The organism is Streptomyces sp. NBC_00376 (genome assembly GCF_036077095.1).
Taxonomy (GTDB): Bacteria; Actinomycetota; Actinomycetes; order Streptomycetales; family Streptomycetaceae; genus Streptomyces.
Genome location: NZ_CP107960.1, coordinates 7,670,804 through 7,692,919 on the forward strand (window position 1 = coordinate 7,670,804; position 22,116 = coordinate 7,692,919).

13 protein-coding genes are annotated in these 22,116 nt (G+C 71.9%); 5 read left to right on the top strand and 8 right to left on the bottom strand.

The features are described 5' to 3' along the window. Nucleotides 1–45: 45 nt before the first annotated feature. The 3 genes from OG842_RS34490 to gcvPA are packed head-to-tail and all read right to left on the bottom strand — an operon-like array spanning nt 46 to nt 4,183. A complete protein-coding gene (locus OG842_RS34490; RefSeq protein ID WP_266735270.1) occupies nt 46–1,200 on the bottom strand; it encodes an ATP-NAD kinase family protein in 1,155 nt (384 codons plus the stop codon). Beyond that, entirely contained in the window at nt 1,197–2,795 is a 1,599-nt protein-coding gene (gene gcvPB / locus OG842_RS34495; protein ID WP_266735268.1) for an aminomethyl-transferring glycine dehydrogenase subunit GcvPB, read from the bottom strand. The genes OG842_RS34490 and gcvPB overlap by 4 nt, the downstream gene beginning before the upstream one ends. Continuing rightward, the gene (gene gcvPA / locus OG842_RS34500; protein WP_266735267.1) at nt 2,792–4,183 is read right to left on the bottom strand and encodes an aminomethyl-transferring glycine dehydrogenase subunit GcvPA; all 1,392 of its coding nucleotides are present in this window, start codon (nt 4,181–4,183) and stop codon (nt 2,792–2,794) included. Before gcvPA ends, gcvPB begins: the two co-directional genes overlap by 4 nt. Nucleotides 4,184–4,326: 143 nt before the next feature. Here gcvPA and OG842_RS34505 point away from each other — a divergent pair, with 143 nt between their 5' ends. Genes OG842_RS34505 through OG842_RS34525 form a run of 5 tightly spaced genes read left to right on the top strand, consistent with a single transcriptional unit; the run spans nt 4,327 to nt 11,680 of the window. Next, nucleotides 4,327–5,664: an ABC transporter substrate-binding protein gene (locus tag OG842_RS34505; protein ID WP_266735265.1), complete on the top strand. Its 1,338-nt coding sequence runs from the start codon at nt 4,327–4,329 to the stop codon at nt 5,662–5,664. Nucleotides 5,665–5,668: 4 nt separating this feature from the next. Then, complete coding sequence (locus OG842_RS34510) at nt 5,669–6,595, top strand: carbohydrate ABC transporter permease (protein ID WP_266735263.1); 927 nt, start codon at nt 5,669–5,671, stop codon at nt 6,593–6,595. Beyond that, on the top strand, nt 6,592–7,449 hold the full coding sequence (locus OG842_RS34515; RefSeq protein ID WP_266735262.1) for a carbohydrate ABC transporter permease: 858 nt from the start codon (nt 6,592–6,594) through the stop codon (nt 7,447–7,449). Before OG842_RS34510 ends, OG842_RS34515 begins: the two co-directional genes overlap by 4 nt. Beyond that, nucleotides 7,446–9,479 (top strand): beta-galactosidase, encoded by a 2,034-nt coding sequence (locus tag OG842_RS34520; RefSeq protein WP_266735260.1) that lies wholly within the window; start codon nt 7,446–7,448, stop codon nt 9,477–9,479. Before OG842_RS34515 ends, OG842_RS34520 begins: the two co-directional genes overlap by 4 nt. Continuing rightward, nucleotides 9,476–11,680, top strand: a complete 2,205-nt coding sequence (locus OG842_RS34525; RefSeq protein WP_266735258.1) for an MGH1-like glycoside hydrolase domain-containing protein — start codon at nt 9,476–9,478, stop codon at nt 11,678–11,680. Before OG842_RS34520 ends, OG842_RS34525 begins: the two co-directional genes overlap by 4 nt. Before the next feature lie 8 nt (nt 11,681–11,688). On the opposite strand, the gene OG842_RS34530 is transcribed toward OG842_RS34525, so the two are convergent. From OG842_RS34530 to OG842_RS34550, 5 genes are read right to left on the bottom strand one after another with little or no spacing between them, the layout of a single operon-like run. Then, entirely contained in the window at nt 11,689–15,759 is a 4,071-nt protein-coding gene (locus OG842_RS34530; RefSeq protein ID WP_266735256.1) for a hypothetical protein, read from the bottom strand. A 9-nt stretch (nt 15,760–15,768) separates the two neighbouring features. Continuing rightward, nucleotides 15,769–16,644: a carbohydrate ABC transporter permease gene (locus OG842_RS34535; protein WP_266735254.1), complete on the bottom strand. Its 876-nt coding sequence runs from the start codon at nt 16,642–16,644 to the stop codon at nt 15,769–15,771. Next, the gene (locus OG842_RS34540) at nt 16,641–17,603 is read right to left on the bottom strand and encodes a carbohydrate ABC transporter permease (RefSeq protein ID WP_266735252.1); all 963 of its coding nucleotides are present in this window, start codon (nt 17,601–17,603) and stop codon (nt 16,641–16,643) included. Before OG842_RS34540 ends, OG842_RS34535 begins: the two co-directional genes overlap by 4 nt. Next, nucleotides 17,600–18,907 (bottom strand): extracellular solute-binding protein, encoded by a 1,308-nt coding sequence (locus OG842_RS34545; protein WP_266735251.1) that lies wholly within the window; start codon nt 18,905–18,907, stop codon nt 17,600–17,602. Before OG842_RS34545 ends, OG842_RS34540 begins: the two co-directional genes overlap by 4 nt. Beyond that, entirely contained in the window at nt 18,904–21,819 is a 2,916-nt protein-coding gene (locus tag OG842_RS34550; RefSeq protein ID WP_328512595.1) for an alpha-L-rhamnosidase, read from the bottom strand. Before OG842_RS34550 ends, OG842_RS34545 begins: the two co-directional genes overlap by 4 nt. Between the last annotated feature and the right edge of the window lie 297 nt (nt 21,820–22,116).

The following is a 22,116-nucleotide window of genomic DNA, read 5'->3' on the forward strand; positions in this document are numbered from 1 at the left end:
CGGGATGTCGAGATGTAGGGATATCGGGGTGCCGGGGTTACGCGGTCACATGGCCAGGCGGTACAGCGAGGTGCGCCGCCTGCCGGTGATGACGGGAAGGTGGCCGGACAGCTCCGCGTCGAGCGCGTCGTCGCCGGTGTCCAGGAGTAGCGGGCGGCCGCCGAGGGCGGCCAGTTTGGTTTCCGTGCACAGCACGAGCAGGCGCTCGCGGCCGCCCGCCGCACGCAGCACGCGCGGCGAGATCTGCTGGTTGCCGCGGCCGAGGAGGAACCCCTGGCCGCCGATGGGGGAGAGGGCGATCCAGGCGGGGCCGAGTGCCAGGAGGGTGTCCTCCCCGGCGTCGCGGGCCACGATGCGGGGCGGGTGGCCCGGCCGCAGGGCGAGCGCGTCGACCCCGGTGAGCGAGACGTCCGCGCCGAGCGCCGCCGCCACCGCCCGGGTGGTGCTGCCGGGGCCGAGCACGAGCAGCCCTTCCCCGACCCGCTCGGCGACCTCGGCCGCGATCCCGCCGACCGCCTCGGGCGAGGCGGCGGTGCTGCCGGTCTTGCGCTGCTGCACGCGGACCGGCACGTCGGGGACGGGCAGCCACCCGAACAACCGGGAGGTTACGCGTCCTTCGCCCAGGGCGTCCTCGTCGCGGTCCATCACCTCGGCGTCCCGCAGCCGGACGCCGCCCGTGCGGGCGAGCCACGCCGCCGCGACCTCGCCCGCGGCACGCGGGCTGACCGCGAAGACGGCCGAGTGCATCTTGACGCCGGTCGGCACGCCGAGGACCGGGCAGGGTACGACGCCGGGGGAGCCGAGGGCGCCGAGCACGTCCCGCGCGGTGCCGTCGCCGCCGGCGAAGAACAGCAGATCGACGCCCTCGGCGACGACCGCCCGCACCGTGGCGGCCGTGTCCGCGGCCGAGGTGTCGCGGCCGGCCCCGGCGGCGTACACGATCCGTTCCGTGAGTCCCGCGGCGGCGACGGAGTCGGCGCCCAGCCGACCCGCGGCGGTGACGACGAGGAGCCCGTCCCGGGCCGACTCGCCCGCGCGCGCCGCCAGTTCGCCCAGGGCCGCGGCCGCCCGCGCCCCCGCCAGCGGGCGTGCGCCCAGCGACAGCGCCGTGCGGGCCCGGTCCGGGCCGTCGGTGCCGCCCAGGCCCACCCGGCCGCCGAGCCCGGCGACCGGGTTGACCACCAGACCGACCCTCGTCACCGGCCGGCCTCACCGAGCACCTTGCGGCGGTACGCGCGCCAGGAGACCGCCCAGACCGCGGGGTCGTCCAGGGCCTCCGGGCGCACCCGGTGGATGGTCGAACGATGCGGGGCCGTACGTACGGTCTCCGGGTCCTCGTACGCCTCGCGGGCGATCTCCGCGAGGATCGCCGCGTACTCGTCGAGGTCGGCGCGCGTGTACGACTCGGTCGGCTCCAGCGTCATGGGCTCCGGCACCACGTACGGGTGGTGGCTGGTCCAGTAGTGCGTGCCGAAGTCCGCGGCGCGCAGGCCGATGTCCTCGGAGTGCAGCCCGGTGTCCTGGTGGAGCTTCTCCCAGCTGTAGCGGACCTGTTCGACGCGTGGGCGCCCGGCCGCGTACGGCACGGAGACGCCCGGGATCTGCCGGACCTTGTGGAGCAGGTAGTTGTTGTTGAGGACGGCCGTCTCGGCGGCGGCCCGCAGGCCCTCCGCCCCGAGCGACATGATCCAGGCGTAGGCGCGGACCAGGTTCGGCACGACGCCGTAGAACGGCCGCATCTTGCCGACCGACCCGGGCCGGTCGTCGTCCAGCCGGTACGTGCCCGTCTCCGGGTCGAGCTCGACGGTCGGACGCGGGAGATACGGGGCGAGCTCCTCGGTCACGGCGCAGGCGCCCGCCGCCGGGCCGCCGCAGGCGTGCGGGGTCGAGAACGTCTTGTGCAGGTTGAAGTGGCACAGGTCGAAGCCCGCGTCCCGGGCGCGGGTGATGCCGAGGACGCCGTTGGCATTGGCCTGGTCGTACGAGCACAGGCCGCCCGCCTCGTGCACGATGCGCACGAACTCCTCGATGCGCGGATTGTAGATCCCGGTGTCCTCGGGATTGGTGATCAGGAGCGCCGCCGTGCGCGGGCCCACCGCCGCCCGGAGCGCCTCGATGTCGGGGTAGCCGTCGGCGTCCGGATGGAGGGTGATGACCTTGAAACCGGCGGTCTTCGCGCAGGCCGCGTTGGACGGGTGGGAGAAGATCGTCGTGATGACCTCGTCGCGCTGGTCCAGCTCGCCGCGCGCGGCGAAGTAGGCGCGGATCATGGCGACGTTGGTGTAGATCGCGGCGGAGCCCGCGCCCGGCTGGAGCGAGACCCGGTCCATGCCGGAGATCTCCTTCAGCAGCTGCTCCAGGCCGTGGATGATCCCCAGGACGCCCTGGACCGTGTCCTCGTCCTGGAGGGGGTGCAGCGCCGCGATCCGGGGGTCGCGCACGAACTGGTCGTTGACCTTGGGGCTGTACTTCATGGTGCAGGTGCCCTGGCCGACGTCGATGTTGAGATCGGCGCCGAGGTTCTCCTGCGAAAGGCGCAAGTAGTGGCGCAGGACCTGCTGTTGGGACATCTCCGGCAGGGCGGGCGGATCGGAGCGGCGCAGCGCGGCGGGAATCGCCGGCATGCCGAGGGACGGGTCGGCGGCCGGGACGAGGACGCCCCGCTCACCCGGCGAACCGAGCTCGAAGATCAGCTTCTCGTCCCAGGACGCCTGCTGGAACCGGCGCAGCCGGGGCTTGCCGGCGATGCGTGCCTCCTCGGGGGAGACGGGCACGGGCGCGTGCGAGGCGGTCACTTGACGATCTCCTTCAGGGTCGCGGCGAGCCGGTCGATGTCGGACCTGGTGTGGACTTCGGTGACGCAGAACGCGGCCTCGTGCGTGCCGGTCGGGGTACCGCCGAAGATGCCCCGCTCCTTGAGTTCGGCGCGGATCTCGGCGGCGGTCCGGCCGCCCGTGTAGCGGACGGTGAAGTCGGCGAAGTGCAGGGCGTCGCCGTACGGGACCTCGATGCCGGGCACCTCGGCCAGGCACCCGCGGGCGTACGCGGTCAGCGCGAGGATCGTCTCGCCGATCTCCCGCATGCCCTGCGGTCCCATCAGCGCGAGATAGACCCCGGCACCGATGCCGTGCAGCGCGGCGGCCGTGCCGACCCACTCCTTGCCCTCCTCGCGCAGCGCGAACGAGGTCCGTTCGTAGGCGACGTCACCGAAGCCGTACTCGCCCTCGACACTCGTCGGAACCAGGCCGAACAGCCGTGACGGATACTCGGCCACCAGCCTCTCCTCGTCGCGGGTGGCGATGAAACCGGCGTTCGCGCCGCCGAAGCTCTGGTGCAGGCCCAGCGGCTGGATGTCGCCGCACGCGATGTCGGCGCCGTACGCGGAGGGCGGCGCGAGCACGCCGAGCGTGAGCGGATTGCAGCCCACGACGTACAACGCACCTGCCTCGTGGGCGAGGTCGGCGAGGAGGGGGAGCGCCTCGTCGACGATTCCGAGCGCGGAGGGCGTGTCCGCGTACACCGCCGCGGTGTCGCCCGCGGCGAGCGCCTCGCGCACCGCTTCGAGGTCGGCGCGGCCGGTGGCCGGGTCGACCGGGACCACCGTCACGTCGTGGTCGGGGCGTACGTAGTCACGGATCCGGGAGAGCTTGTCGGCGTCGATCGCGGTGGCGACGAGCAGCCGTCGGCGGCCGGTGATCCGCCCGGCCATGCGCAGGGCCGTCCCCGAGGCCTGGAAGCCGTCGTACACCGGGACGTTGACGATCTCGACATCGAGCAGCTCGGCCATCATCGACTGGTACTCCCACAGCGCCTGGAAGCGGCCGTGGTCCTCGTAGGGCTCGCCCGCGTACGCCGTGAGGAACTCGCTGCGGTTGACCACCTCGTCCACGACCGCTGGTACGTGGTGCTGGTAGCAGCCGGAGCCGAGGAAGCTGAGCGCCTGCCGCGTCGAGGTGTTGCGGCCGAGCAACGCCTCCATGTGGCGGGTTAGTTCGGCTTCCGAACGCAACGGCTCCGGCAGGTCGAGGGGGCGGTGCAGCCGGATGCCGTCCGGGATGTCGGCGTAGAAGTCCTCGACGCTCGCGGCGCCGATCTCCTCCAGCATCGCCTGCCGCACGGCCGGCACCGCGTTCGGGATGTAGGGATGGGTGTATGTGTGGACGGAGTCCTGGGGTGACGTCATGCCGCGCCTTTCGCGTGAGCCGACTCGGGGGACGGCCATGGACCACAGCAGCAAAAGTCTTTGGGTGTACACCTCTTGACGGCAGCCTCCGTCATTCAGTGTTCTGAATACAGCATTAGGCATTCACGCTCCAGGAGGCAAGAGTGTCAACGAGACCCACCCGACGGGTTGTTCTGGCCACAGGTTTCGCGACCGCGGCAACGTCCCTGGTCAGTGGCTGTGCCATGGGCGGCGCGGGCGGCGGAGAGGCCCGGGACATCGGCGGCAGGAAGGACGACGAAGGGGGCAAGGTCAGCGGCAGGATCAGCGTCTGGTCGTGGGACGTGGCGGCCAAGGCCATGAAGCGCCTCGCCCGCACCTTCGAGGAGCGCCACCCCGGCACCACCGTCGACATCGTCGACATCGGCTACGACAACGCCTACGACAAGATCACCGTGGGCCTGCGCGGCGGCTCGGGTCTCGCCGACGTCCTCACGGTCGAGGGCAGTCACATGCCGCGCTTCACCGGCAACTTCCCCAGCGGCTTCTACGACCTGACCAGCCTCGGCGGCCGCTACGGAGGCGACTTCGACCGGGCCGCCTGGCGCACCGTCACCGGCAAGGACAGCGCGGTCCTCGCCCTGCCCTGGGACATCGGACCCTGCGCGCTGTTCTACCGCAGGGACCACTTCCGTGCCGCGGGAGTGGACCCCGCGTCGCTGGTGACATGGGACGACTATGTGGCGGCGGGTGTCCGCATCAAGAAGGCCACCGGCCGCAAGCTGCTCATCATGGACTCCACGGACGCCGGGATCCTGCCGATGCTGCTCCAGCAGCAGGGCCAGTACTACTTCAAGGGCGGCCGGGTCGCACTCGACACCCCGGAGGCCGTGAAGGCCCTCACCCTGATGAAGAACCTGCAGGACGAGGGGCTCGTCGACTACGAGAAGGGCTGGGACGGACTCGTCACCGGCACCAACGAGGGCAAGGTCACCACCACACCCACCGCCGCCTGGTGGACGGGCACGCTCACCGACGAGATGCCGGAGCTGAAGGGCAGGTTCGGGGTGGTGCCGCTGCCCGGCTTCACCACCGACGGCATCCGCACCTCCAACGTCGGCGGCTCCACGCTCTGCGTCCCCGCGCAGAGCAAGAACCCCCGCCTCGCCTGGGCGTTCATCGAGTTCCTGCTCACCGGCAAGGCCAACCAGGTCTCCATGCTCAAGCGCGAAGGCCTCTTCCCCGCCTATCTGCCCGCCCTCGACGACCCGTACCTGAGCGAGAAACAGGAGTACTTCGGCGGGCAGGCGGCCCTCGACGTGTTCGCCCGGCTCGCCCGCAACATCCCGCCGGTCGAGAACAACAAGGACGACGCCAAGGCCACCGACATCGTGGTCTCCGCCGTAAACGGCGTGATGCTGCGCGGCAAGGACCCGCGCACCGCCCTCGACTCGGCCGCGCGGCAGCTCGCCACGGCCACCGGCCGCGAAAGGGTGAAGTAGCCCGATGGCCGTCCACACCACCCTCGACCGGCCGGCCGCCCCCGCCCGTGCCCCGGCCGCGGCACGCCGCAGACGCCGGGGCCCCACCGCCTGGATCTTCGCCGGACCGGCGGCCGTCCTCTTCGTGCTCTTCTTCGCCTACCCGCTGGGCGCGAGCTTCCTGCAGAGCTTCACCACCGAGGACGCCGGCGCCACCCACTGGGTCGGACTCGACCAGTACCGGCGGATGGCCGAAGACCCCGCCTTCCTGGAGTCCCTGTTCAACACCGGGGTCATCCTCGTCGTGCAGGTCCCCGTCATGATCGGCCTGGCCCTCGTCCTGGCCGTCCTGCTCAACCAGTCCTGGCTGCGCTTCCGCGGCACCTGGCGGGCGATCTACTTCCTGCCCGCCGTCACCACACTCGTCGCGTACGCCGTCGTCTTCCAGGTCCTCCTCAAGACCGACGGCGGCCTGGTCAACCAGATCCTCGGCGCCGCCGGCATCGGCCAGGTCGACTGGCTCAACAGCCCCACCTGGGCCCGCGTCTCCCTGATCGCGTCCCTGACCTGGCGCTGGACCGGCTACAACGCCGTCATCCTGCTCGCCGGACTCCAGTCCATCGGCAAGGAACAGTACGAGGCCGCCGCCATCGACGGCGCCACCACCTTCTCCACGTACGCCCGGGTGATCCTGCCGCAGCTGCGCCCCGTCGTCCTGTTCTGCGTGATCACCTCCACCATCGGAACGCTCCAGCTCTTCGACGAGAACTACGTCCTCACCCGGGGCGGCCCCGACGACGCGACTCTCACCCCCGTCGTCTACCTCTACAAGGTCGGCTTCCAGCAGCTCGACTTCGGCTACGCCGCCGCCATCGCCTGGGTGGTCGTGGCCCTCATCGCCGCGATCTCCGCCCTCCAGTACGTCGCCTTCGGAAGGGAGCGCCGCCGGTGACCGCCCTCCAGCAGGCCCCCGTACGCGTCCACCCGGTCCGGCGCCTGGGCCGCTACACCGTGCGGCTGCTGCTCGCGGCCGGTGCCGTCGTCAGCCTGGTGCCGTTCCTCTGGATGGCGATCGCCGCGACGCACTCCACGTCCGACCTGTTCCACTCGCCGCCCCCGTTCCTGCCCGGCGGCCGGCTGCTCGACAACCTCGCGCGGCTCCAGGACACCATCGGCTTCGGCCGGGTCCTGCTCAACAGCGTCGGCATCGCCGTCGTCCACACCGCGCTCAGCTCGCTGATCTCCGCCATGTGCGGCTACGGACTGGCCAAGTACCGCTTCCGAGGCCGCGGTCTGCTGCTCGGCGCCGTGCTCGCCACGATGATGATCCCGTTCCAGGTACTGCTCGTGCCGCTGTTCCAGATGATGGCGAGCGTCGGCTGGATCGACTCGTACCAGGCGGTGATCCTGCCGTTCCTGGCGAACTCCTTCGGCATCCTCCTGATGCGGCAGGGCTTCGTCGACTTCCCCGACGAGCTCCTCGAATCCGCCCGCATCGACGGCTCCGGCGAGCTGCGCACCTTCTACCAGGTCGTGCTGCCGTGCGTGCGCCCGCAACTCGGCGCCCTGGTCATCTTCACGTTCATGGCGCAGTGGAACAGCTTCATCTGGCCCCTGCTCATGCTCAACTCGGAGGACAAGTACACCGTGCCCGTCGCACTCAACACCCTCACCGGTCTCTCCCACGTCGACTACTCCGGCCTGATGCTCGGCTCGCTCCTCGCCACGCTCCCGCTGATGCTTCTCTTCCTGCTGTTCCAGCGGCAGTTCGTGGCCGGACTGCTCGGCGGGGCGGTGAAGGGATGAGCCGCCCGACCCGTGTCCCGGGCATCCTCTACGGCGGTGACTACAACCCCGAACAGTGGCCCGAGGACGTCTGGGCAGAGGACGCCGTGCTGATGCGCGAGGCCGGTGTGAACATGGTGACCGTCGGCGTCTTCTCCTGGGCCCGGCTCCAACCCGGCCCGGACACCTGGGACTTCGAATGGTTCGACCGGCTCCTGGACCTGCTGCACGCCCACGGCATCGCCGTCGACCTGGCCACCGCGACCGCGTCACCGCCGGCCTGGCTGGTCCGCGCCCACCCGGAGATCCTGCCGGTCACGGCCGACGGCGTACGGCTCGAATTCGGCTCCCGCCAGCACTACTGCCCCTCCTCGCCCGACTACCGCACCGCCGCGCTCCGCCTCACCCGCACCCTCGCCGAACGCTACGCACACCACCCGGCGCTCGCCCTGTGGCACATCCACAACGAGTACGGCGACCACGTCACCGAGTGCTTCTGCGCCCGCTCCGCCGACCACTTCCGCGCCTGGCTCACCGACCGTTACGGCACCGTCGACGCCCTCAACCACGCCTGGGGCACGGCATTCTGGTCGCAGCGCTACGGCAGTCACGACGAGATCGAACCGCCGCGCACCGCACCCGGACCGGTCAACCCGACACAACTCCTGGACTGGCGCCGCTTCTGCTCCGACGCCCTCCTCGAATGCCACCGCGCCGAACGCGAGGCACTGCGGGAAATCAGCCCGGACATCCCGGCCACCACCAACTTCATGTCGATGTTCAAGGCTCTCGACTACTGGAAGTGGGCCGAGCACGAGGACCTCGTCTCCGACGACGCCTACCCGGACCCCGCCGACCCGCACGCCCACGTCAACGCCTCGCTCAACTACGACCTCATGCGCTCCCTCAAGGGCGGTCGGCCCTGGCTGCTCCTCGAACAGGCACCGTCCGCCGTCAGCTGGCGGCCGGTCAACGTCCCCAAGGAGCCCGGACTGCAACGCCTCTGGTCGCTCCAGGCGCTGGCCCGCGGCGCCGACGGAATCATGTACTTCCAGTGGCGCGCCTCCCGCGCCGGCGCGGAGAAGTACCACAGCGCACTGCTCCCGCACCGCGGTACCGCCTCCCGGGGCTGGCGCGAGACCGTCCGCTTCGGCGCCGAACTCGCCCGGCTCGGCGAGATCACCGGCACCACCACCCCGGCCGACGTGGCGATCGTCCTGGACTGGGACTCCTGGTGGGCCCTGGAGGCCGAGGACCACCCCTCCGCCCGGATGCGCTGGCGCGAGCTGCTGCGCCCCTGGTACGCGGCGCTCCACGCCCGCGCCGTCTCCGTCGAATTCGTGCCCCCGCACGCGGACCTGGAAGGCTACCGGGCCGTCCTCGCCCCCAACCTCCACCTGCTGCGGCCCGAGAACGCCGCCCGCATCACCGCCTACGTGCACGGCGGCGGCCACCTCGTCTGCGGGCCCTTCAGCGGCGTCGTCGACGGCCACGACCACATCCACGACGGCGGCGCACCGGGACCGCTGCGGGACGTACTCGGCGTGTCCGTCGACGAGTTCTGGCCGATCCCCGACGGTACGGAGCTGCCGCTCGCCTCCGGCGCACGGGCCACCCTGTGGAGCGAGTGGATCGAGCCCGAGGGCCCGGACACGGAGACCGTCGACTCGTACGCGGCCGGCGAACTGGCCGGCCGCCCCGCCGTCACCCGCCACCACCACGGCACCGGCACCGCCTGGTACATCAGCGCCCACCTCGGCGACGGCATCGCGGCCGTGCTCGACGAAGCGCTGCGGGCGGCGGGCGTACGTCCCGTGCTCGACGTCCCCGAGGGAGTCGAGGCGACCGTGCGCTCCGGCGCGCAGGGCACGTACCTCTTCGTCCTCAACCACACCGACCACGACACACGGACGCCACTGACCGGCCGCCACGGGGCAGGCGGCACCGATCTGCTCACCGGCGTCGCCGTCCGCGACCACATCGACCTCGGCCCGCTCGGCGCCGCCGTCCTGCGCATCGCCACCGACTCCCCGGAAGGGACCGCGAAATGACCCGCCGCAGAGACCGACACCTGACCGCACACCGCTCCATCGGCGCCCTGACCGCGCTCCTGCTCGCCGGCGGAGCCCTCGCCGTACCGCAGACAGCCGCCGCCCACGGGCACCCGGAACCCCTGCCCGCCTACGCCGACGTCCTTGATCTGCACGGCACCCCCACCGCCGCCGAGCCCGGCGACGACGAGGACAACAACCCCGTCACCGTCTTCGCCGACCGGGGTGCCTGGCACGCCTACGCCCTGCCGGAGGCCGGGGACAAGGACGCCTACGGCGGCTTCTCCGGACCCCTCTACATCGCCCAGGAATACCCCTGGTGGCTCAGCAAGTCCTTCAGCCGCATCCGCCTCACCGAACACGGCCGCCCCCTGGACCTGGCCGGCGGCGGCGCACCCCGCTCCACCTCGCTCCCGGGCCGCCTCCTCCAGTCCTACGACCTCGGCCGCGGTCTGCGGCTCACCCTCGAACTCCGCTTCGCCACCGACCGCAGTGCCCTGATCAGGGCCGAGGTCCGCAACACCGGCCCCGCGACCCGCACACTGGGCGCCGACTGGACGGGCCGCCTGCTGCGCCCCGCCGACAAGCCGATGCGCGACGCGCCGTCGCTGACCGCCACCGGCTCCGGCGTCGGGGTCGACTTCGCGAAGGTCCGCGAGACCTGGGACTACCTCACCGACGGCACGGAACGCTTCGAGGTCACCCACAAGGACCGCGTCCGCACGACCGTGGACGGCGACACGTACCGCACCGAGGCGGCGCGGCCGGTGACCCTCGCGCCCGGCCGCTCGCACAGCTTCGACTGGACCGAGTCCTACACCTTCACCGCAGCCGAGCGCACGAAGGAACAGGCGAAGGTCCGCGACGTACTGGCCCGCCCCGCCGCCGTCGTGTCCGCGTCGGACGCGCGCTGGCGCGGCTATGTCGCCGGGGTGACCCGGGGCGTCCCGGCCGACCGGCGGCGCACGGCCGTGAAGTCCCTCCAGACCCTCGTCACCAACTGGCGCGGCGCGGCGGGACAGATCAAGCACGACGGCATCACCCCGTCGATCTCCTACAAGTGGTTCACCGGCGGCATCTGGGCCTGGGACACCTGGAAGCAGGCGGTCGGCACGGCGCGCTTCGCACCCGAGCTGGCCCAGTCGCAGATCCGCTCCATGTTCGACTGGCAGATCCGACCCGACTCCGCGACCCGCCCCCAGGACGCCGGGATGATCCCCGACGTCATCTTCTACAACGACCCCGAACGCGGCGGCGGCAACTGGAACGAGCGCAACTCCAAGCCCCCGCTGGCCGCCTGGGCCGTGTGGGAGGTGTACGCGAAGTCGGGGGACCGGGCGTTCCTGCGCGAGATGTACCCGAAGCTCGTCGCGTACCAGGACTGGTGGTACCGCAACCGGGACCACGACCGCGACGGGCTCGCCGAGTACGGCGCCACCGTCGACCCGGCCAACGACTCCCCCGAGCAACGGCGGCTCGCCGCGGCCTGGGAGAGCGGCATGGACAACGCGCCCCGCTTCGACGCCACCCTCGGCACCGGCACCGTCGCCAACCGGGCCGCCGACGGAACGCTCCTCGGCTACTCCGTCGACCAGGAATCCGTCGACCTGAACTCCTATCTCGCCGCCGACCAGCGCTACTTGGCCCGCATCGCGGGAGCGATCGGCCGGGGCGCCGACGCCAGGCACTGGAAGCAGCGCTCCGCCGCCACCTCCGCCGCCGTCCGCACGACGATGTACGACCCCTCGGACGGCTGGTTCCACGACACCGCGCTCGGCACCGGCGCACCGCTCACGGCGCGCGGCCGCGGCATCGAGGGCGCCGTCCCGCTGTGGACCGGCACGGCGTCCGCCGCACAGGCCCGCGCCGTGCGCGACAAGCTGACGGACCCGGCGGAGTTCGCCACCACAGTGCCCTTCCCGACCGTGTCGAAGAGCTCGCCCTACTTCTCGCCGACCGCGTACTGGCGCGGCCCCGTCTGGTTCGACCAGGCATACTTCGCCCTCGGCGGCCTGCGCCGCTACGGTTACGGCAAGGACGCGGACGCCCTGACGGACCGGCTCCTCACCCACGCCTCGGGCCTCACAGGAGACGGACCGGTCATGGAGAACTACGACCCCACCACCGGGGCGCCGCTCAACTCGCCCAACTTCAGCTGGTCGGCGGCGCTGCTGCTGCCGATGCTGACGGGAGACGAGTAGGACCCCCGTCACCTCCGCTCGGTGCGCAGCCGTACCGGCCCCAGCAGGCCGCTGACGCGCTGACCGGGAAAGACGAAGTGGGTCGGGCTCGTCGAGTCCAGGCGGGGTGCCAACGTCCCGAACACGGTGATCTCCACGGCGTTGGCCCCCGGCACGACCAGACCCGTCAGGTCGAACACGTACGGGGAACACACCCGCACCCCCGCCACGACGCCACCGACCCGTACCTCGGCCGTCCCCCGGACCCGCCCGAGGTCGAGCGACACCCGTCCCGCGACGGCCTCGGCCGGCACGGTCACCGCTCGGCCGTACCGCACCCCGCCGCTGTACTCGGCGAGCCCCTGGCCCTCCCAGTCGCCGAGCCGGATCCGCCCGGGGCCGACCACGCAGCGCACCGGACCGGCCAGCGCGGCGCCACCCTCGTACCCCGGGCGGGTCCGGACCCGCAGCGCCGCCCCCCGCGGCCCGCCACGGTCACCGGCCGGCAGATCGGCCGTCACGGTGCGCACCCCCCGGGCATCGGTGTCGCTCACGGCGGCGGGGCACTCGGCGCCGTCCACGTGGACGGTGACCTCGCCGTACACCTGCGCCGTCAACCGGGTGCTTCCGGGCGGGAGTTCGCACCACAGCCACTCCACGCCGCCCCGGCGCCCCGGAACTGCGAACCGGACCGGAACCACCGTTCCGTCGTCGGCCTCCGGGTCCAGCCAAGAGGCGCCCGGCAGCGGATGCGGGCGGCGTCGCAGACACAGCGCGGCGGGATCGCCCACCGGCTCGCGGCGCACCCGGACCGGCTCGCGGCCCCGCGGCCCCTCGGCCCACCAGCGGGCGTCGCTGTGCAGCGTCGCGACGGACTCGGCGTCCGCGCCGTCCCCGCCGTCGAAGAGTGCGTCCACCAGGACCGCGCGCTCGCCGTCGCCGGACACCTCGACCGTGATGTGGTTGTCGCCGACCCGCAGCGCCGCCGCCACATCGTGGCGCCGCACACGTGGCACGGCATGCTCGGCGTACGGGTCGAAACCGCCCTGCCGGCCCATGAGCCGGCCGTTCACCCGCAGTGCGCAGGGCACCTTGGACGCGACCTGGACGACGGCGCGGGCGGGGAGCGCGGCCAGACGCAGCGTCGTCCCCATGGTCCCGGGTGCGTGGATCCACTCCGGGCGCCGGTAGCGCCGGGGGTCACGCACGAGCGCCAGGTGCGCCCGCAGGTCGCAGTCCTGATCGGGTGTCAGTTCCAGTTCGAGGAGATGGACTCCGGCCGTGGTCCGTACCGGGCCCATCGCGAGATGACCCCCGTCGTCGAGCGCCACGCGAACACCGTCGAGCCGGACCCGCTTCGCCGCCGCCGCCCCGATCGCGAGGTGCCCGTCGAAGTCCTCGCCCAGGTGCATCGCCGCACTCAGCCGCACCACCTCTCCGGCCAACGCGCGGCCGATGTGCGCGAACTCCTCCGGCACATGCCCCTTCGGACCCAGGACCGCACGATGCACCGGGTCCTTGTGCACGCCCAGGGTCTCGGACCATTCCAGTACCGACGGGCCGTCCCGGCCCGGCCCCTCGCGGAGCACCAGCGCGCGCGGTCCGAACGTCGCGCGGACCGTGGCCGGTGGCGGACCGGAGCAGGGGGGCGCCGATGCCCAGCCGTCCCGGACGCCGTCCTCACCGGACGCCTCCACCCGGTGCCGGAAGGTACGGCACTCGGTGACGGCCGCGCCGGCGGGCGGACCGGTCGCCGGGCGGGCGAAGTCGCCCCAGGTGTTGTCGAGCGTGGGCACGAGCACCATGTCCCACTCCGCGTCCGGGGGGATCTCGACGGTGGTGGCGGTGGACGGCCGGGCGCCGGAAACCACGGGCCCGTCCGGCTCCCGGTCCCGGGCGGCCGGGAAGACCAGCACGGCCGCGGGGCCCGCGTCGAACGGGACGTCGACCTCGACGGTACGGGGCTCGTCGGCGACGGGCCGCACCGGCAGCCGCCGGGAAGCGCCGCCGAACGGGTCCACCAGAACGGCCGGGCCCGCCACGTCCCGCACCCGGACCCGGGCCCGCCGCGCGTAGCGGCCTGGGTCGAAGTCGTAACGGACGTCCAGCCAGCCCAGGGCGGCGCCCCGCTCGTCGGGGGCGGCGACTTCCGCACGGGTCGCCCGTGGGGCGGCCGCGGTCAGGAAGACCACCGTGGCACCGTCCACCCGCCGCGCGAGCGCGGGCACCGGCGCGCGGACGACGGACCGCACCCCGCCGAGAGCGGCGCCGAGCGAACCGGCCGGGTCGTCCGTCCGGGGTACGTGCACGGCCCGGCCGTCCGCGAAGCACGCCCGCAGCCCGTCCGCCGCGGCCGCCCCGGAGCCCACGAGCTGCTCGGGGAGCTCGCCCCAGGCGATCAACCGACCGCCGACGGAGACGAATTCGACGAGCCGCTCGGCCGTCTCCCGTTCGAGGACGGTGCACGAGGGAAGCACGATCGTCGAGTACGCCTCGTCCGCGACCCGCAGCCGTACGCCGTCGTCGAGCCGCGAGACGCGGGCCCGGGCCACCGAGGCGTCGTCGATGACGTCGGCGTCGAGACCGAGCCGGTCCAGGACGCCCGGCCGGGTGCGGAACCAGGCCATGTCCCCGATGAGTTCGAGATAGGCCGACTGGGCGCGGGACGCCGCCTCACCGACGCCGTCCAGGGCGGTGCCCGCCTGGGCGGTGGTGGTGGGCAGCAGGACCGCGACGTCGCACAGATGGTGACCGAGGCCCAGGATCGCGCAGAGCCGGGTCACGGCGTCGGCGAACACCCGGTGGTGGCGCCAGTAGGGCTGGCGCCAGTCGGTCGCGGGCGGCGCCCACTCCCACCAGCCGCCCTTGGTCGTGTAGTAGACGGCATGCGGGTTGTACAGCGTGGCACCGGCACGGAGCCAGGGGAGCAGCCAGTCGAAGGTCTCCTCCAGGGTGCCGCCCCAGCCGGTGGAGTGGAAGGCCTCGACCCAGGCGCGGGGACGGCCGTAGAGGTGGGCGAGCGAGGAGTGGACGCGGGCGTCCCCGTGATGGTCGGAGCCGGGCGCCGAGAACCAGCGATGGGTCCGCGCGTAGTCGGCGTACAGTTCCACGCCCGCGACCGGGTGTCCGGCGCGGGCCGGGTCCTGCTGGTCGCAGCCGATGAGCAGCCCGTGCCGCTCGTGCCAGGCGGCCAGCGGCCGGAAGAACGCCTCCTCGGCCAGTTCGGCGCGGGTCAGGTGGTAGTCGCGCCGGACCCGGTGGACGTCCCGGTCCGCGCAGTCGTCGTACAGGGCGTCCAGCCGCTCGGTGATGTCGTACCCGCGAAGCCGCAGAAAGGCTTCGGCGAAGCCGGCGGACCAGGTGGGCAGGGACGGCAGTTCGTCCTGGAACGAGCCGGCCACGACGGACCCGAGCCGGTCACCGAGCCGACGTTCGAACTCCCCGTGCACCCGGTCCAGCAGCGCCGCGCACGCCTCGGTACCCAGGTAGTCGAAGCCGAGCGCCTCGTGGTGATGGAGCGTCAGCCGCCAGCGGCCGGTGCCCGGCGCCCGTACGATTCCGTCGGCCACCGGCACCGCGACCGCCGGGCCGGTGCTCCGGCCGTCGGCGTCGAGCGGTTCGGCACGGCCCGCGAGCGGCCGGCCCCGAGGCGGACACCGCAGCTCGCCGGCGCGCTCCGCCGAGGACTCGACCACGGCCCGCACCCGGCCGAGCCGACGACCGGCGTACGCGGGCCGCTCGTCGACGAGGCTTGCCTGCAGATCGGCGCCGGAGAAGCCGAGCTGGTCGTAGAACCAGAGCCGGACGCCGAGCTCGCGGGCGTCGTCGCACACCCCGTCGAGCAGCGCCCACCACGCGTCGGAGAGGAACGGCGGGTCGTCGGCGTCGGAGCCGAACAGCGGTCCCGACGGCGCCAGGTTGAGGAGCACCAGATTGTGCACCCCGCCCTCTGCGAAGCGCTCCAGCTGCGCCCGCAGCCGCGTCCGGTCGAGCCGCTCCCCGCTCCACCACCAGATCGCGACGGGCGAGAAGGCGCGCGGTGGCCCGGCGAGTACCGCCGCGACGCTCGGCGGGAGGAGCGGATCACCCGGATGTGCCATGAGAGGTCCTCAGCCCTTGAGGCCGCCCGCGAAGCCCTTGATCACATAGCGTTGGAGGACCACGAAGACGATCAGGATCGGCAGTGCGGCGAGCACCAGTCCGGCGAAGACGAGCCCGTAGTCCGAAACGTACTGGCCGACGAACGCGAAGATGCCCACCGGCACGGTCTCCTTGTCGGAGCCGCCCAGGTAGAGCAGCGGTGTGAAGAAGTCGTTCCAGATGAACACCGCGTTCAGGATGATCACGGTGCCGGTGATGGGGCGCAGCAGCGGGAAGACGATCCGGGTGAACGCCTGCCGGTGGTTGCAGCCGTCGATCAGCGCGGCCTGGGCGTAGTCCTGCGGCAGCGCGCGGATGAATCCGGTGTACAGGAAGACGGTGAAGGGCAGTTGGATGCCGGTGTAGAAGAGCACCATGCCCTGGTACGTGCCGAGCCAGCCGAGGTCGTCGACGAGCTTGTACAGCGGAATCATGCCGAGCTGGAACGGCAGCACGATGCCCAGCAGGAACAGGATGTACAGCCCGTAGCCGAGGCCGCGGGCGCACCGCGCGAGGTAGTAGGCCCCGGTGGAACCGACGGCGATCAGGAGCAGCAGACTGACGACGGTGATGACCGTGCTGTTGAGCAGTGCGGGCCCCAACGACGCGGAGGACCAGGCGTCGCCGAAGTTGCCGAAGGTGGGCGGCGAGGGCAGCGAGAGGGGCGACTCGGAGATCTGCCGGGGGTCCTTCATCGCCAGGGTGATCAGGGCGTACACCGGGAACAGGAAGACGACGGCGACGGCGATCATGACCAGTTCGAGGGCGTACTGCCCGTACCGCGGTCTGCGGCCCCCGCGGCCGGCCTTCCGGTTCGCCGGTCCGCGGGCCGTTGTGACGCTCACGCGGTGACCTCCCTCGCACGCAGATAACGGAGCTGGACCAGGGAGACCGCGGCGACGAACAGCGCGAGGACCAGGGCCACGGCGGTGCTGTAGCCGAACTTCCCGTAGACGAACGCCTCCTTGTACAGGACGGTCGACAGGGTTTCGCTGGAGGTGCCGGGACCGCCGTTGGTGGCGGCGTAGACCTGGTCGAAGAGCTTGAGACCGCCGATGGTCGACAGCATCAGGTTGATCGTCAGCGCCGGGGCCAGGAGCGGCCAGGTGACATAGCGGAAGCGCTGCCAGGAACCCGCCCCGTCGATCCTCGCGGCCTCGTGGAGTTCGGCGGGCACGCCCTGGAGCCCGGCCAGGAAGACGACCATCGAGTAGCCCGCGTACTGCCACACGACCATCGCCGCGACGGACCACAGGGCGAGCGAGGGATTGCCGAGCCAGTCCTGACGCAGCCCGCCGAGTCCGACGGCGCCGAGCAGCCCGTTGAGCCCGGCGCCGTTCTCCGGGTTGTAGACGTACTTCCACAGGATCGCGACCATGACGGGGCTGACCACGGCCGGTGCGAAGAAGATCAGCCGCAGTACCGCACGGGACTTGATGTTGGCGTGCACACCGAGCGCCAGCAGCAGGCCGATGCCGTTCTGGACGACGACCACGGCGATGGTCAGGAGCAGGGTGTTGGTGACGGACTCCAGGGCGCGGCTGTCGTCGAGCAGGGCGCGGAAGTTGTCCACGCCGGTGAAGGAGAAGCCGCCGATGCCCGACCAGTCGGTGAAGGCGTACATCACCCCGGCGAGGCTCGGGTAGAGCACGACGACGGCGTAGACGACGAGGGCCGGGACGACGAAGAGCCAGGGCGGGACGGTGTGGTCGCGGCGCCGGGCCGGTCGGCCGTGACCCGTTAGTGGAACGTCCCCGGCCGCCGTGACCACGCCGGGGACAGTCTTCTGGGGGGCGCTCGTCACGATTTCTTCCCGTAGGCCTCGTCCATCTGCCCCAGGGCGCCGTCGACGTCCGTCTTCCCGGCGAGCAGATTCTGCACGGCGGCGAAGTGGGCGGGCTGCACCTCGGCGTTGGGCCAGCTCTGGTCCATGAAGGGGACCGCCCGGTTGTCGTCGATGATGGGCAGGAAGTCGGAGAGGACCGGGTCGATCTTCGTCGAGGCATTGCGCTTGAACGGGATCGCGGCCACGGACTGTGCCCAGCGGTCGACGTTCTCCTGCTTCCCGAGGAATTCGATGAACGCCTTCGCCGCGGCCGACTTCCTGGACCGCGCCGAGACGCCGAGCCCGACGACGATGCCCGCCGGGATCCACAGCTTCGCGGGGTCGTCACCACCGGGGAAGGGGAACATGCCGAGGTCCTCCGGGGTCCGGGCGGCCTGGCGGAAGTTGGCGAGCACGGCGGAGACCTGGACGGCCATGGCGGCCTTGCCACCGGCGACCATCGAGGTCTGCTGCTCGTACGTCGTTCCGTTGGGGTTCTCGTTGAAGAATCCCCGGCGCTGGAGTTCCTGGTACTTGCCCATGGCGTCGGCCCACCCGGAGCCGCGGAAGTGCGCCTTGCCGGAGGCCATCTCGGCGTCGAACCCGGGGTTCTTCGCATAGACGGCGTTGGGGACCAGCGCGTACGTGATCAGCTGGGTGACCCAGGCCGTCTGTGCGCCGAGTGCGATCGGGATGATGCCCTTGGCCTTCAACTTGGCGCAGACATCCAGGAGCTCGCTCCACGTCCGGGGCGGTTCCACCCCGGCCTTGGCGAAGGCCTTCTTGTTGTAGATGGCGCCGATGGCGCTGCTGCCCGCCGAGTAGAGATACGTTTTTCCTTCGCGCCGGTAAGCGGGGTGGAAGTTCGCCGGAACCTCCTTGGTCCACGCCTGCTCGCTGAGATCGGCGAGCAGACCGGCCTTGGCCAGCTCGACCATGGACATGGCGCTGCCACTGCCCGGATAGAGCACATGCACATCCGGGGCGTTGCCCCCGGCGAGTTGGGTGCGCAGCACCGTCTGCACCTGGTCCGTGGGCGCGAAGGAGGTGGCGAACGAGTCGTCGGGATGGGACTTGCGGTAGAGGCCGACGAGTTCCTGTATCGGCTTCTGCTGGTCGGCGACGCCGACGACGCGCAGCTTGCCGGAACCGCCGCCGGAGTCGGAGCAGGCGGTCAGAGCGGGCGGCAGGGCGGCGAGCGCCGCGACCCCGCCGCCGATCCGGAGAAATCCCCGGCGGCCGACCGTGCTTCGGCCCGGCCGGAAGCGAGAACCCGTCGTCATGGTGTGTCCTCCTCGTACGAACGGGCGAACGAAGGTTTCGTCGCCGGTCCTGATGTGCGTCGGCTCGGGGTGAGCGACAGCGGCAGTTCCGCCCCGGCCGGCCCCGCGTGGCAGTCCACCGGAGGATGGGTCGCGGTGAAGCGGTAGGAGCCCGAGGACACGCGGTGGACCACGTGGTCGGAGGCGGTCGCGATCAGCGTGATGTGGCGGTCGTCGGCGCCCGGCACCAGGCCCGATTCGCGGACCGAGCCGGGGTCCGTGGTGGGCACGTACACATCGGCGGTGGCGCCGGGCGGTACCAGAACACGCAGGGCGATCCGGTCGCCCTGCCGCTCCCAGGTCACCCTCACGGTGCCGCGCACGGTCTCGTGGTGGGCGCTCGCGTGGCGCAGGCCGCCGGGGCGCGGCCGGATCCGCAGGTGCCGGTATCCAGTGGAGTCCGGCGCCTGGTCCAGGCCGGCGACACCGCGGTAGAGCCATTCGCCGATCGAACCGAGCGCGTAGTGGTTGAAGGAGTTCATCGACGGTGCCCGGAATCCCGTGCCCGGGGTCCAGCCGTCCCAGCGTTCCCAGATCGTGGTGGCGCCGTGCCGCAGCGGGAACCGCCACGAAGGCACCTCGTCGCGGAGCAGGAGCGCATGGGCGAGGTCGGCCCGTCCGTGGTCGTCGAGGACGGGCGCGGCGAGCGCCACCCCGAGGAATCCCGTCAGCAGGGCGGGCCCGGCCGACTCGATGAGTTCGGCGAGACGGCGGGCGGCCGCCTCGGCGAGCCCGGTGGGCAGCAGATCGAAGGCGAGCGCGACGAGATACCCGGTCTGGGTGTCACCGGCGACGCGTACGGACAGGCCGTCCGCGGTATTCAGGGACGTCACGAACTGCTCGGTGAACGTACGGCGGATGTCGTCCGCCAGCCGGTGGTAGCGCTCGCCGGTGTCCTTCTGCCCGAGCACATCGGCGGCCTGCGCGGTGAGCCGGGTGCTCTGCGCGAAGTACGCGGTTGCGATCACGTCGCGCGGGGTGGGGGTGCCCGGGGCGAGCCAGTCGGAGAAGTGCGGGCCCACCCGGTCGCGCCAGATCAGACCGGGGTTGTGGCGATGGATCAGGTCGACCCAGGCGCACATGCCTTCCAGGGCCCGGGAGAGGAACCGCGGGTCGTCGTAGACGCGGTAGAGGTGCCAGGGGATGATCACTCCCGCGTCGGCCCAGCCGGGCGCCCCCTCGTCCGCGACGCCCACGAGGCGTGGAGCGACATTGGTGAAGCCGCCGTCGGGGGTGCGGGCGTCGTCGACATCGCGCAGCCACTTGGTGAAGAACGCGGCGACATCCGCGTTGAGCGCGGCCGTGGGCAGGAAGACCTGCGCGTCCGCGAGCCAGCCGAGCCGCTCGTCGCGCTGCGGACAGTCCGTGGGCACGCTCACGAAGTTCGAACGCTGTCCCCACGCCACACAGTCGTGGAGCCGTCTCAGCTCGGCGTCCGAGCAGTCGAACTCCCCGGCCCACGGGGTGTCGCTGTGCAGCGCCACGGCGACGACATCGGCCTCGGCCAGCTCGGGCACGCCGCTGATCTCCGCGTACCGGAACCCGTGATACGTGAAGCGCGGCTCGAACACGATGTGCTCGCGCCCGTCCCCGACGAGCACATCGGTCGCCGCGGCGGTGCGCAGATTGGCCGTGTACAGCTGCCCCGTCCCGTCCAGCACCTCGGCGTGCCGGACCACCACCCGGGCCCCGGCCGCGAGTCGGCGCACGCTCAGCCGTACGCGTCCGGCGAGGTTCTGGCCGAAGTCGACGACGTGGGTCCCGGGGGAGACGCGTTCGACCGAGCGCGGCCGCAGTGCGGTCATCGCCCGCACGGGCTCGTCGGCGGAGGCCACCAGCAGGCGGTGATCGGCGTCGGTGACCTGGGCGGGGGACCAGCCGGAGTCGTCGAAGCCGGGCAGCTCCCAGCCATCGGCGGAGCGCCGGAGGTCATGGCACTCGCCCATCAGCAGATCCGCGTGGCGGATCACCCCGGTGGCGGTGCGCCAGGTGTCGTCGGTGACCAGCACGGAGCACCGGCCGTCCGCCCCGGTCAGGTGGAGTTCGGCCAGGAACTGGGGGTACGAGCCGTAGTGGGCCCCGGCCCGGCGCGGCTCGAAGCCGACGAATCCGCTCCACCAGCCGTCGGCGACGGTGGCCGAGAGGACGTTCTCGCCGTCCCGCAGCGAGGCGGTCACGTCGTACGTCTGGTACTGCACCCGGTGGTGGTAGTCGGTCCAGCCGGGTGCGAGCTCGGCGTCGCCGACCCGTTCGCCGTTGAGCCGGACCTCGTACAGGCCGCGCGCGCTGACGTACAGCCTGGCCCGGGTGCCGGACGACGCGGTGAAGGCCCGGCGCAGCACGGGGCACGGGGCGAGCCCGTGGTCGTCGAGGGCGAACTCGCCCTCGGTGGGCGCGTCCATGACATCGACCGGGCGGGCCTCGTGGGTGATCCACGAGGCCCGCCACTCGTCGGTCCGGGTGAAGCCGGTCTCGAACCACGAGCTGTCCTCGGCGGGCGTGTCCGACCCGGTCGGCCACACCGAGACCCGCCAGTGGAAGCGCGTACGGCCCGGCAGAGCCGGACCGGCGTAGTCGACGGCCGTGGCGCCGGGATCGGCCACCCGGCCGGTGTCCCAGAGGAGTCGGCCGCCCCCGTCCAGATCCCCGGCGTGCTCGGCGACGCGGATCCGGTAGGCCACCGGGTCGTCGCCACGGACGTCGGAGGCCAGCCGCCAGGAGAGCCGGGGCGCGGGTTCGTCGATCCCCAGCGGGGTGGTGCGGTGTTCGCACCGCAGGCCGTACGGACGCAGCCTCCGGGCCTCCGGACGGCCGGTCACCGGCCCTTCGGCGGGGCGGCGGGCGGGGACACCCGCTGCCGGGGAACCGGACACGAACACGTCCTTCCGTCGCACCGAATTTCCCGATGTGAAATCTAACGTTAATTCTGTGGCGTGGAGACTATGAGCCGCCCTCAGGGGTGTCAAGGGTGTTGCCGACCTGGGATCGGTCGCGTCGGAGAAGGGCTGATGTCCCCTCAACTAACCACCTGTGAACGGCGATATGACCACTCGTAGGTGGTCTTGTGGCGTGTGTTTCCTCTGTGATATTCACCCTGTGATTACCACATGGACGGGCGTGAAATCACGCGCCGATCCCATCTCGTACCGGACGGAATCCCGCCCGACGAA

What these genes read in the sequence shown, in the direction of transcription:
- gcvPA (WP_266735267.1), bottom strand. Translation starts at nt 4,183, where the DNA reads ATGACGTCACCCCAGGACTCCGTCCACACATACACCCATCCCTACATC.
- OG842_RS34510 (WP_266735263.1), top strand. Translation starts at nt 5,669, where the DNA reads ATGGCCGTCCACACCACCCTCGACCGGCCGGCCGCCCCCGCCCGTGCC.
- OG842_RS34520 (WP_266735260.1), top strand. Translation starts at nt 7,446, where the DNA reads ATGAGCCGCCCGACCCGTGTCCCGGGCATCCTCTACGGCGGTGACTAC.
- OG842_RS34525 (WP_266735258.1), top strand. Translation starts at nt 9,476, where the DNA reads ATGACCCGCCGCAGAGACCGACACCTGACCGCACACCGCTCCATCGGC.
- OG842_RS34530 (WP_266735256.1), bottom strand. Translation starts at nt 15,759, where the DNA reads ATGGCACATCCGGGTGATCCGCTCCTCCCGCCGAGCGTCGCGGCGGTA.
- OG842_RS34545 (WP_266735251.1), bottom strand. Translation starts at nt 18,907, where the DNA reads ATGACGACGGGTTCTCGCTTCCGGCCGGGCCGAAGCACGGTCGGCCGC.